General features: G+C 30.3%; 13 protein-coding genes. All 13 read left to right on the top strand.

The window, feature by feature from the left end:
* The first annotated feature begins 5 nt into the window (after window positions 1-5).
* The 13 genes from ACZ446_RS08065 to ACZ446_RS08005 all read left to right on the top strand — a co-directional run bounded on the left by ACZ446_RS08065 (window position 6) and on the right by ACZ446_RS08005 (window position 11,670).
* Entirely contained in the window at window positions 6-1,067 is a 1,062-nt protein-coding gene (locus tag ACZ446_RS08065) for a type IV pilus twitching motility protein PilT (RefSeq protein WP_464392070.1), read from the top strand.
* A 31-nt stretch (window positions 1,068-1,098) separates the two neighbouring features.
* Complete coding sequence (locus tag ACZ446_RS08060) at window positions 1,099-2,343, top strand: type II secretion system F family protein (RefSeq protein WP_464392069.1); 1,245 nt, start codon at window positions 1,099-1,101, stop codon at window positions 2,341-2,343.
* An 88-nt stretch (window positions 2,344-2,431) separates the two neighbouring features.
* Window positions 2,432-2,869, top strand: a complete 438-nt coding sequence (locus ACZ446_RS08055) for a prepilin-type N-terminal cleavage/methylation domain-containing protein (RefSeq protein WP_464392068.1) — start codon at window positions 2,432-2,434, stop codon at window positions 2,867-2,869.
* Window positions 2,870-2,984: 115 nt separating this feature from the next.
* Window positions 2,985-3,416 carry a type II secretion system protein gene (locus ACZ446_RS08050; RefSeq protein WP_464392067.1) on the top strand — a complete coding sequence of 144 codons (432 nt, stop codon included), beginning with the start codon at window positions 2,985-2,987 and terminating at the stop codon, window positions 3,414-3,416.
* 34 nt (window positions 3,417-3,450) lie between these two features.
* Window positions 3,451-4,194 carry a prepilin peptidase gene (locus ACZ446_RS08045; protein ID WP_464392066.1) on the top strand — a complete coding sequence of 248 codons (744 nt, stop codon included), beginning with the start codon at window positions 3,451-3,453 and terminating at the stop codon, window positions 4,192-4,194.
* Window positions 4,195-4,211: 17 nt separating this feature from the next.
* Entirely contained in the window at window positions 4,212-4,709 is a 498-nt protein-coding gene (locus ACZ446_RS08040; RefSeq protein WP_464392065.1) for a hypothetical protein, read from the top strand.
* Between the two features lies 1 nt (window position 4,710).
* Entirely contained in the window at window positions 4,711-5,442 is a 732-nt protein-coding gene (locus ACZ446_RS08035) for a prepilin-type N-terminal cleavage/methylation domain-containing protein (RefSeq protein WP_464392064.1), read from the top strand.
* Between the two features lie 5 nt (window positions 5,443-5,447).
* On the top strand, window positions 5,448-7,136 hold the full coding sequence (locus ACZ446_RS08030) for a pilus assembly PilX N-terminal domain-containing protein (RefSeq protein WP_464392063.1): 1,689 nt from the start codon (window positions 5,448-5,450) through the stop codon (window positions 7,134-7,136).
* 25 nt (window positions 7,137-7,161) lie between these two features.
* Entirely contained in the window at window positions 7,162-8,259 is a 1,098-nt protein-coding gene (gene pilM, locus ACZ446_RS08025) for a pilus assembly protein PilM (protein WP_464392062.1), read from the top strand.
* The gene (locus tag ACZ446_RS08020) at window positions 8,249-8,776 is read left to right on the top strand and encodes a PilN domain-containing protein (protein ID WP_464392061.1); all 528 of its coding nucleotides are present in this window, start codon (window positions 8,249-8,251) and stop codon (window positions 8,774-8,776) included. Before pilM ends, ACZ446_RS08020 begins: the two co-directional genes overlap by 11 nt.
* Window positions 8,769-9,317: a type II secretion system protein GspM gene (gene gspM / locus ACZ446_RS08015; RefSeq protein WP_464392060.1), complete on the top strand. Its 549-nt coding sequence runs from the start codon at window positions 8,769-8,771 to the stop codon at window positions 9,315-9,317. The genes ACZ446_RS08020 and gspM overlap by 8 nt, the downstream gene beginning before the upstream one ends.
* A 4-nt stretch (window positions 9,318-9,321) precedes the next feature.
* Window positions 9,322-9,783, top strand: coding sequence for a hypothetical protein (locus tag ACZ446_RS08010; RefSeq protein WP_464392059.1), 462 nt, complete (start codon window positions 9,322-9,324; stop codon window positions 9,781-9,783).
* A 33-nt stretch (window positions 9,784-9,816) separates the two neighbouring features.
* Window positions 9,817-11,670, top strand: coding sequence for a type II secretion system protein GspD (locus ACZ446_RS08005; RefSeq protein WP_464392058.1), 1,854 nt, complete (start codon window positions 9,817-9,819; stop codon window positions 11,668-11,670).
* Window positions 11,671-11,706 lie beyond the last annotated feature (36 nt).

Here is an 11,706-nt window from a genome sequence, read left to right as displayed (position 1 = left end):
TGTTATTGGAGTTTGAAGAGCTATTAAAAATAGTATCCCAAGAAGATCAGATTTCTGATCTTCATTTAACAGTATTTTCTCCTCCGTACATTAGAAAAAATGGAAAACTTAAACCCTATACTAAGTATAATGGAGAAGTAAGTGTTGAAGATACTGAAAATTTAGCAAAAAAAATGATGAATGATAAACAGTATAAAGAATTTAAAGAAAAAGGAGAACTAGATTTTTCATATAGAATTCCTGGTACATCTAGATTTAGAGTTAACGCCTATCATCAAAGAGGAAGTGTTGGAATTGCACTAAGAATTATTCCAAACAAAGTTCCAACAATTGATTCAATGAATTTACCTGAAATTTTTAAAAAATTTGCTTATCAAAGAATGGGGCTTGTTTTAAGCACTGGCCCAACTGGGAGTGGTAAATCCACAACACAAGCAGCGATAATTAATGAGATAAATCAAAACCGTCAGGCTCATATAATGACTTTAGAAGATCCAATAGAATATCTTCATAAACATAATAAAAGCCTTGTTCATCAGCGAGAAGTCGGTAGTGATACTAATAATTTTAAAAAAGGATTAAGAGCCTGTCTTAGACAGGATCCTGATGTGATTTTAGTAGGAGAAATGAGAGATTTAGAGACAATTCAGATTGCACTAGAAGCTGCAGAAACTGGACATTTAGTACTGGCTACATTGCATACAAATAGTGCACCAGCAACTATTGATAGGATTATTGATGTTTTTCCAGCTGCTCAGCAGGATCAAATAAAAATACAGCTTGCTTCAGTGATCAGTGCTGTAATAGCCCAGCAGTTAGTTCCAACCAGGGATCAGGGCGAAAGAGTTGCAGCTTTTGAAATAATGATGGCGACATCGGCTATCAGAAATATTATTCGTGAAGGTAAAACTAATCAGATTTATTCGGCAATTCAAACTGGCGGCCGTTATAATATGATGACTATGGATAATTCTCTTCTAAAACTATATCAGCGGGGAAAAATATCAAGAGAATCAGTTTTACATTACTGTAATGATATTAAATATGTTAATGAAAAACTTCGTTAGTTTTAATCTTCTAAGTTAAGGGAGGTGCAAAATGGCTCAACTTTATAGTTATAAGGCTCGTGGACAGTCAGGACAGGTTTTGAATGGGAATTTAGAAGCAGTAAGCAGAGAAGATGCTGCTAAACAATTAAGAGAAAAAAATTTACATGCTGTATCAATTAAAGCAGTTGAAAGTGCTGGAGAGCAAAAAGAATCAAGACTAACTAAGGATATAAATCTATCTGAGTTTAATATTTTTGGTGGTGGATATAAAATTTCAGAGCTTGCAAATTTTGCTCAGAGACTTTCTGTTTTAGTTGCAGCTGGAATACCTCTTGTTAGATCAATTACTATAATTAAAAGGCAGTCAAATTCTAAACAGGAAAAAAACATGTTAGCAAAACTTTTAGCAAGAGTTGAGGCCGGAGAGACATTATCTTCTGCTTTAAAAGAACATCCTAAATATTTTCCTAAATTATTTATTCATCTAATAAAAGCCGGGGAAACCGGTGGTGTTTTAGATGAGGTTTTATCTGAATTAGTTGAGTATTATCGGAAGCGGGATAAAATTAATAAACAGGTTAAATCTGCTCTTTATTATCCAGTTGTTATAGTGATTGTTGCTATTATAGCTGTATTTATCTTGATGGGTTTTGTACTGCCAAATATTTTAGAGATGCTGGTTAATTTTGGAGGAGAGATTCCACTTCCAACAAAAATATTAATTTTTGTTAGTAATATTATCTCTAATTACTGGTGGGCAATTTTAATTATCTTATTAGCAGGGTTATTTTTACTGAGCACTTATATTAAAACTCCTAAAGGAAAATTAAATAAGGATAAGTTATTATTAAAAATTCCTGTTATAGGAGATTTAATTAGAAAAGTTGTAATAGCAAGATTTGCCAGTACTTTAGCACTTTTAATTAAAAGTGGAGTTAATATTATTAATGCACTGCCTGTTATTGAAGAGGTTGTAGACAATGAAGTTTTTGCAGATGTTTTATTAGAAACCAGAATGAGAGTTAGAGAGGGATCTACACTTTCAGAACCAATTCGACAGAGTGGAGAATTTCCACCAATGGTAATTCAGATGCTTCGGGTTGGAGAAGAAAGTGGTAATATAGAGGATATGTTAAATAAAATATCCGACTATTATGATCTGGAAGTAGAGAATGCAATTGAAGGAAGTATTTCTTTAATTGAGCCAGTGATGATTATTATTTTAGCTGTAGTTGTTGGTGGTATTGTAGCTTCAATTATTTTACCACTCTTTAGTATTTACAGTAATTTCTAAGCTTTAAAAAAGGGGGTGAAGGACTAAAAACAAGAGCTTGTAGTTGAAATTTTAGTTATTTTTTAAACAAAATGAGGAGGAATAAAAAATGGAAAAAATAAGAGATATTTTTAGTGGAAATGAAGGTTTTACTTTAATTGAATTATTAATTGTTATTGTTATTATTGGTGTACTGGCCGCAATAGCTATTCCTAATATTGCTGGTTTAGGTGATAGTGCAGATAGAGAAGCTATAAGAGCTAATATGAGAACATTAATGGTTGAATTAGAGGCTCATAAAGCAGAGAAAAGCAATGTTAGTTTTTCTATAACTGGTGGGGGTACACTATCAATAAGTGATGATAATAATACTGGTGCTGATGCATTTGATAGTAGTGCTATACCAACTTTGAATCAACAAACAGTATTTTTTGTTGATAATACAGCTACTGGTGAAGATTATAATATTCAAGCACAACCGGCTGACGGTGATACTACATGGACAGTGACTATTAATGATGGTTCTATAACAACAAGTGGTTTTTAATATATAATAATTATTGATTAAATATGAGGCAGTTTGAATTTGGTTTATACTAACAACTAATTTTTAACTGCCTCAATTTTCAAACAAAAGCAAAATTATTGGGAGGATATTTATATTGGCTAAAAACAATTTAAGTCAAAAAGGATTTACCTTAATCGAATTATTAATTGTAATAGTAATCATCGGTGTATTAGCAGCAGTTGTTATGCCTAATCTAATGGGTATTAGAGAAGAAGCCCGCAGAGAAGCTCTAACTTTTAATACCAGAACCTTATTAACAGAAATAGAGGTATATAGATTTAAAGAGGGGGAATATCCTACTGCTGCCAATACATCAACTTTTATAACAAATTTTAGAGATGAATTTAATGCCTTAGACAGCATAGTTCAGGAAATAGGATTGGAAAGTTATGAACCATATCATTATAATAGTGATGGTGATAATTTTGTTTTTTCAGTTAAACTTCCTGGAGAAAATGAATATGTAGGTATTAGATCTAATGGTGATTTAGAAGAAGGTTTAAACAGTCATTTAAGTTTAGAGTGAGTATTTAAATATATAAAATGAATGGAAGGATTCTATGATATTTTTATTGTTTATAACAGGATTGATAATTGGTAGTTTTTTAAATGTAGTTATCTACAGACTACCTGCAGGTGAATCAATTATTTATCCAGCATCTCACTGTCCTAATTGTGGTCATAGATTAACTTCACTGGAATTGATTCCAATTTTCAGCTATATTTTTTTAGGAGGGAAATGCAAAAACTGTAAAGCAGATATTTCAATCAGATATCCTATTATCGAGTTATTAACCGGAATTATATTTATTATAAATTATATTTATATATCTGATTTAACCATCTTAATTGCTGGTTTAGTATTTTCTTCTTTAATGATATCACTGACAATGATTGATTTTGATCACCAAATACTTCCAGATAAATTAACCCTTGGAGGTCTTGTAGTAGGATTAAGTTTTAGTCTTTTTAGAACTGACATAACTTTTATTTATTCTTTATTGGGAATTTTAGCAGCTGGAGGCTTATTATTTTTAATTGCGTTTTTAAGTAAAGGTGGAATGGGTGGTGGCGATATTAAAATGATGGCAATGGTTGGTAGTTTTACCGGGCCTATAATTGCTGTTAGTGCAATATTTTTAGGTGCTTTAATTGCCTTGGTTGCTCATCTACCTGGTATCATTTCCGGGAAAATGGGAATGAAAACTAAATTACCTTTTGGTCCGTTTTTAGCAGCGGCTTCTTTACTACTCTGGTTTTATTCAGAGGAATTATTTGATTTATACTTATCATTTATTCTTTAAAGAAAGGAGAAGCCTAAATGAAAAATTTAAAAAATGATGAAGGAGTTACTCTAGTTGAAGTTATTTTAGCTTTTACAATCATAATTATTATAATTACAACCTTTACTGGAGCTGTTCTTGTTGGATTTAGAAGTGAAAGAACTACAAGAAATATAGATCTGGCTTCTTCAATGTCTGCAAGTATACTTGATTATTTAGCTAACTCTAATAATCTAAAAAGTGTTATAAACTCAGATGGGGTTGATCTAAGTAGTGGAAGTTATTCAAGTGATATAAGAGATTTTATAGAAGATGATTTAGATACTGTTTCACCAATTATAATTAAAGATCAACTATCAGATATTTTTGATGACCATTTAGATAATAATAGATTTAATTATTTAGAAAAGTCAGAAATAGAAATTTCTGATTCGGGAGTTATAGATGATTTATATAATATTAAATTAACTATTTTTTGGCAGGAAGAGCAGGGAGAAGGGACATATGAAATCGAAACAATGATGGGTGCTGATTAAAATGAAAAATAATAAAGGATTTACTTTAGTTGAAGTTTTAATAACCTTTACAATTTTACTAATAGTTCTGACTTTGATGGGCACTATTTTAGTCCAGTCATTTGATATTTTTAGAGATAGTACAGAGCGGGTTAGTAACAATCGTTTAACCCAGATTATGATAGAAGATATTAGTCAAAATATTAGAGAATATACATTCTTTGATTTTAAAACAAATGATACATGGAAATTTAGTTCAGATAATGATGATGAATTTTTTATAGAATATGATGATAATGCAGATGAATTAATATTAGAAAAGCCATCAGGTGAGGAATTTAGAACTTTATCAGGTGTTGTAGAGTTTCAATTAAATAATTATGCAAGTGATCAGGTTGTTTTTTATGATAGAACAAAAATTGAATTTAGCAATGGACTAACAATAGAATTTGAAGATGACAAGATAAAATTCACTGATGATATTAAAATAGAATATATAGATAGTAGTGGTAATAATCAAGAAAAAAATATTGCTGGTGGAACTGAAATAAGGCTTATTGAAGGTAATGAGATAAGATTGGAAGATAACACAAAAATAAATCGAGATAATGTTAGGAAAATTATAGTTGATGGTACTGAAATTGATTTTAATAACAATCCATTTGAATTTGAAATAAGAGTAGATTTAGGAAATGGTAATATTATTGAAGAATTAAAAACTGTATATCCTCGTAACCTTAGTTTCTGGAGGTGATCATTATGAAAAAAATTTTTAAAAATAATGATGGAATAGCCTTAGTAATGGTTATTTTATTATTAGCACTGGTTGGAAGTTTAGCCACTGCTATGATGCTTATGTATTCTTCTAATATAGATTTAGTACAGGACGCAACTGCACGCAGCCAGGCGTTTTATGCAGCTGAAGGTGGCGTGAATTATCTTGATTTAAAGTTGAATGAATTTTATCAAAATAATATTGCTGGTAGAAGTTTTTTCTCAGCTGAAAAAATATATGAAGAGCTGCAGGAATTAGAAAGTCAATTTGAAGATGATGATCTAAATATTGCAGGTTATGATATTACTATTGCATTTAATCCACATCCTAATTATGAAGAAACGAATAGCTATATTTATGAAGTTACAGCTGATAATGGTAATGAAAGTGAGACTATTACAGTTGAATATTTAATTGAGCATTTAATTGATTATTTTAAATATTCTAGATTTGCAAATAAGATTAATTTAAATGGTAATAATCAATTTAATAATGTTGATGACCATTCATTTGGAACAGCTGAAGTTTTATATAGTAAATGGTCAAACAGTTCTTCTTATTTTGAAGGAGAATTAGTAGTCCATGATAATAAAGTTTACGTCAGTAAAGGTGACTATTCGGCCGGTGAAGCAGTAGAACCAGGTGAAGATAACTGGCAGGATAATTGGATGATTGATGATTCTTTTAAAGAGTGGAATAATGATAAGATTTATAGAACAAGAGAAAAAGTAATTTATAATAACGAAATTTATACAAGTAAAGTTAATGATAATTCAACACAACCAGACCCTGATAATCCTAATAATGATTATTGGGAAATAAATGAGCCAGACATATCGAAAGTAGGACTTGCTAATGGAAAGGTTGAATATAATCAAACATCACTTCCTAGTCCTGATGATTATGATTATCAAGAAAAAATTGTAGAAGAATTTAAAAGAAGATTAGATGAAGAAGGTGGATACACTTATGAAGATGATCAGGGAAGTTATAATAACTGGAGTGATCAGTCGTATTCAGTTGGGACAAAAATAAATTATAATGGAAAAGTTTATAGAGCTGAGAGAATAAATAGATTTTGGTGGTTTACAATTCCACAGCCTGAACCAGAGACAGATAATAATTGGAGAGATTACTGGGTCGAGATGAATGCAGGACAGGCTTTTATAGATGATAATAACCAATTTTACAATGATGGAAATTATATTTATATTGATGGAGATTTAACACCTAATATGGCAGCAAGTATGGACTTTTCAAAAGCAGATGATGTACTTCATATTTTAGTGGATGGAGAAATAAGTCCTTATGCAAATCTTTCTCTTGATGGAGATGCAAATATAATTTTCTATACAACTGCTGGGACAGTATCATTTGAAAATGGTCATATAACTATGCCCTGGGGTTCTGATATCAATTTAGCATATTTTGCTCCTTTTGCAACTTATACAAGTAATGATTTTAGTGGTGGTTATGCTTCTTCAATGATATTCAATGAAATAAATTATACAGACCAAAATATTTCAAGTGTTAAAACTTATTCTGAAGATAATCCTTTAAGGGGAAGTATAGATCCTGGTATAGCAGATTTAACAAGAGTTCATGGTGGTGATTATAGTTATAATAGTGATAAAACTAAGCCCATCAGATTAGACTGGAGTGTAATTAGATAAATAAAATGGAAGGGGGATGAATTATATGTCATTAAGTCCATTATCTTTAATCAAAGGAATAAAGTATGTTAGTCTTGATTTTGGGCACAATAGTGTTAAATATCTAAGTAGTAGAGCAAAAAATGGTAAGCTTAAGCTGCTTGCATCTGGTAGGAGAGAGTTGCCTCCTGGAACAATTAAAGATGGAAAGATTATCGATACCCATCTTTTAACAAAAATCATCGCCGAGATTTTTGATGAAAAAGATATGAAACCAGGTGTTTTATTGGTTACACCAGCTTCTGGACAGGAATTTGTTAGAAATCTTAAAATGCCTAAAATGCCTAAAGATGAATTAAAAGAAGCTTTGGTTTGGGAAGTTCAAGATTTTATGGATATTGAGGCGGAAAAAATTGCTTTAGATTATATTATTATCAACGAAAAAGATGATCAATATGAACTTCTAGTTACTGGGATATCAAAGGATATTCTTAATGGCTATTTAGAGATATTCGATAATAATATGTTGAAAGTTAAAGTATTTAATCTGGAAGATATGGCACTAATATCTTTACTAAGTAAAGATAAAAGATTAGAAAAACCAGCTTTGATTTTAGATGTCGGTGCAAGGAGTTCTAAAATTTTAATTGCTGCTGAAAATAATTTTTATCTAAGTCGAGAGGTAGATACCTCAGGTAACAACTTTAGTAATTTGTTTTTGAATGAAGAAAAAAACCATGATGAAGCAGAAATTGAAAAGAAAAAATTCGAATTTTTTCCTGAGCAGGCAGAAATTGAAGAAAAAAAATTTGATTTAATGCTTACAGATATTGACGCTGCTGAAACAACACAGAAACAAGTAAAAGAGTTGGCAGATGAGATAATTTTTGAGATAAATCGCTCTTTAGAATATCATAATGAACGGAATAAAGATAATCCTGTTGAGAATATCTATTTAACAGGTGGAGGCTTATTATTAAATGGTTTAACTAGCTATTTTAAAGGGCAGATAGACTCTAAAATATCAATTATTGATCCTTTAAAAGAATTTAATATCAAGAATGATGCCAAACAAAGCAATAAACATTTTATGGCAGCTGCAGCTGGTACTATTATTAGTGAGGTGATGCATAATGAGAGTTAACCTCCTTGAAAAAGATGATGGTTTAAAAATTGAATGGATGGAAATTGTAATTGCATTATTGATATTTTCAATCATTGCAGTACCTGCCTTTAATTATTATTTTAATTATTTAGAAGTTCAAAAGCTTGAAGCGCGTAGGGAAAATTGGGAAACAAGATTAGAAGCTCTAAGGCCAGAAGAAGAATATTATTATCAATTAGAAGATGAAATTGCTAATTTTAGACTTCCAGAAAAAGTTGAACTAGAAAAATATACTACTGCACCTTTTTTTATAGAGTTTGCTAAAATAATTGATGATAATATTACTTTCAATCGTTTAGAATACAGTAGTGGACAAATTCAAATCAATGGTAATGCTGAATCTATTAGATCATTATTAGATTTTAGTTCGCGGATTTTTGATTCAGATATTTTTTCTATTATTTCATTAGAGAGGTTTAGAAAAAATGATCGATTAGAATTCAATTTAATTGTAAAATTAGATAATAAAGATAGAGGGGTGATTTATAATGAGTAATTTATCTAAAAGAGAAAAAATACTACTTTTTATTTTATTTGTAACAGTAGTAATGGTTGCTTATTATTATTTACTCTACCAACCTATAAAATCCCATCAGCAGAGTTTAGAAAATCAGATAACAGATGTTCAAAGTGAATATACGACTGTGCTAAACAAAGTAAATCAAATTAATAGTTTAGAAAAGGAACTAGCTGAATTAAAAGAAGAAAGAGAAGAAAGGTTAGAAACAGTAGTTAGAGAAGCTGAAGAGATTTTAGCTGCCATTGATTATTTTGCCAGAGAAAGTAATGTTGATATTAGAAGCTATCAAAAAGGAAATACAGATAATGGTTATCCCTTTACTTTTGAAATCCAGGGTGAATATTTTGAATTATTATCTTTTCTTCAAATGTTAGATAACTGGGATTATAGATTAGTTGTAGAAAATTTAACTGCAGGTAATGTTCAGCAGCAGGGTAATTTGATGTCTTTAAATCTTAATCTATTTTATCATCAATCAGATGAGTTAAGAGAATTTATAGAAAGTTCAGCGGGGTGATCTTATGAAGATTTTTAAATTATTATTAATATTCATTTTAATGCTAATTATTAATAGTTCAGTGTCTGCTTTAGACCTTGATGTGGAAGATGATTTAAACGATTTTGCAGTTGTAAACAAACTAAGCAGTAATCAAATGCAAAACTTGAAAAATCCATTTTTTGTAGAAATAGAAAGTGCTGAAATTACAGAAGCAGTTGAGACAGATGAAGTGGATTTTCCAGAAGAGCTTGCTGTTTCTGAAGATACTAGTCAAGAAGAACAAGTGGTAGTTTCAGAACCAGATATAGTAATCGATGGCATAATAAAAGCTGCTAACTCTAGAATAGCTTTAATTGTGGATTATAATCAGAATAAACATCTTCTTAAAATAGGAGATACAATGAATGGCTATAGATTATCTTCTTATCAAAATGGAGAGGCAGTATTTATAAAAAATGGCAGCACAGTTAGAGTTGAATATTAAAAATTGGGCTCATATTGATTGGAGGCGAAGCAAATGATAAAAATAAAAAAAATTTCTATTATGATTTTAGTACTTGTTATATCTTTAACAGGAGCAGCATTAGCTGGGCCACAGGATAAAATAGAAGACATGAATTTCAGAAATGCCGATATTGTAGATGTATTAAGAGCTATTGCTGAAGTAGCAGATGTTAATTTAATTACTGATAGTGAAATAACTGGTAATATAACAGTTCATTTAACAGATATCACTTTTGAAAAATCGTTAGATTTGATAACAAAAACAAGAGGGCTTGATTATAAATGGGATAATAACACTGTTGTAGTTGCTCCACCTGAAAAAATTGATCTAGTTTATTCCAATTTAGTCACAGAATTTGTTAGGGTAAATTCAAGTGACTTTGAAAATATAGGAACTATTGTAAAAGAAATATTTCCTGAAACATTAATTTCAATGGATACTTCAAGAAGACAGTTTATTATAAAAGGTGAGAGTGATCGAGTAGAAGAAATAAAGGAAATGATTAATAGGCTTGATTCCTCTAAAGTTGTAACAAAAAGTAGTGGAACAGATTTCGAAAATATGGAAGGCGAAGAAGTTGAATTATATAGTGAGAGCTACAATGTTTTAAATGCAGATTTAGCTGATTTAGAATCAAAATTACGTATAGTTAATTCAAACTTAGATTTTCAGGTTAATCCTTTAACAGAAACTCTTACAATTACGGGTGAAGAAAATTCAGTTAAAGATGCTTTATCAATGGCTAAAACTTATGATCAGAGTTTAGAGCCTGAAACGCGAAAAATTAGAGTTGACTATATAGATACTGCACAAATAACTGAAATAATAACCAAATTTTATCCTGACATTCAACTCCATGTTAATGCAAAAAGAAAAGAGATCATTATTAATGGGGCAAAAAATAAGCTGGACGGAGTAGAGGGACTGATTAAAGAAATAAATAGGCCTCAGTATCAGGTTGTCATAGAAACAAGAGTAGAAGAGATATCTTCTAACTTAACAAGAGAAATTGGAATGAATTATTCTGATTCCATGGGGGTTGGAATTGGTGATATTATAATTGAAAGAAATACAGACCTTGATAAAATAGAAAGTTTAACTTATAAGTGGCCTGAAATTTTTAGACTTTTAGATACATCTACTGACTCTAAAACTTTAGCCAGACCTAGTTTAATGACTTTAAATGGTGAAGAGGCTAATTTATCAATAACTGAAGAAGAACCTTATGCAATTCAAGAAGAAGAAGATGGAGAAATTACAACTACCTGGGAATATGTCGAAGCAGGAGTGAAATTAACTTTTACCCCCTGGATTACAGAAAATGATGAAATTGAGCTTAAAATTGCTCCAGAGGTAAGTAGTTTTTATGAAATTAATCCGGATAGATATTCCAACATAAATACTACTCCCCCTCCCGCTACTAAAACAAGAAGTGTAGAAACTACTCTAAGGTTAAATAATAATGAAACATTTGTAATAGGTGGTTTGATTCAGACTGATGGAGAAGGAACAATTACTAAAATACCACTTTTGGGTGACTTGCCTATCTTTGGTGAGCTTTTTAAATCTCGTTCAAAGAGTGAATCTACTAATGAATTATTAATTTTTGTGACTCCAAGAATTATTAAATATGGAGAAGAGGTCGAGAATCAAGATTATATCAAAGATGATAATGTAGAAATAGGTTCAGATAATGATAATTCTTCAGCCGAACAAACTAAAGAAGAAATAATAAATGAATATCTCGAAGAAAGCAGAAAAGAAAGAAAAGAGTTATTAGACAGCATAAACAAAAATAAAGAAAAAGAAGAAAAAGAATTTGAGAGTTTAACTCCAGAAGAATTAGAAGCGATAATAGGAAATTAAGGTTAAAAAAAGATTAATAAAACTGAAGCCTGGCTT

The organism is Halanaerobium sehlinense (assembly GCF_055379485.1).
Note: the sequence above shows the minus strand (reverse complement) of the source record. Positions and strands in the feature narration are given on the sequence as shown.

Excerpts from the sequence above, each read along its gene's own strand:
- pilM (WP_464392062.1), top strand. The coding sequence starts at position 7,162 with ATGTCATTAAGTCCATTATCTTTAATCAAAGGAATAAAGTATGTTAGT.
- gspM (WP_464392060.1), top strand. The coding sequence starts at position 8,769 with ATGAGTAATTTATCTAAAAGAGAAAAAATACTACTTTTTATTTTATTT.
- ACZ446_RS08035 (WP_464392064.1), top strand. The coding sequence starts at position 4,711 with ATGAAAAATAATAAAGGATTTACTTTAGTTGAAGTTTTAATAACCTTT.
- ACZ446_RS08045 (WP_464392066.1), top strand. The coding sequence starts at position 3,451 with ATGATATTTTTATTGTTTATAACAGGATTGATAATTGGTAGTTTTTTA.
- ACZ446_RS08010 (WP_464392059.1), top strand. The coding sequence starts at position 9,322 with ATGAAGATTTTTAAATTATTATTAATATTCATTTTAATGCTAATTATT.
- ACZ446_RS08005 (WP_464392058.1), top strand. The coding sequence starts at position 9,817 with ATGATAAAAATAAAAAAAATTTCTATTATGATTTTAGTACTTGTTATA.
- ACZ446_RS08060 (WP_464392069.1), top strand. The coding sequence starts at position 1,099 with ATGGCTCAACTTTATAGTTATAAGGCTCGTGGACAGTCAGGACAGGTT.
- ACZ446_RS08030 (WP_464392063.1), top strand. The coding sequence starts at position 5,448 with ATGAAAAAAATTTTTAAAAATAATGATGGAATAGCCTTAGTAATGGTT.
- ACZ446_RS08055 (WP_464392068.1), top strand. The coding sequence starts at position 2,432 with ATGGAAAAAATAAGAGATATTTTTAGTGGAAATGAAGGTTTTACTTTA.
- ACZ446_RS08040 (WP_464392065.1), top strand. The coding sequence starts at position 4,212 with ATGAAAAATTTAAAAAATGATGAAGGAGTTACTCTAGTTGAAGTTATT.
- ACZ446_RS08020 (WP_464392061.1), top strand. The coding sequence starts at position 8,249 with ATGAGAGTTAACCTCCTTGAAAAAGATGATGGTTTAAAAATTGAATGG.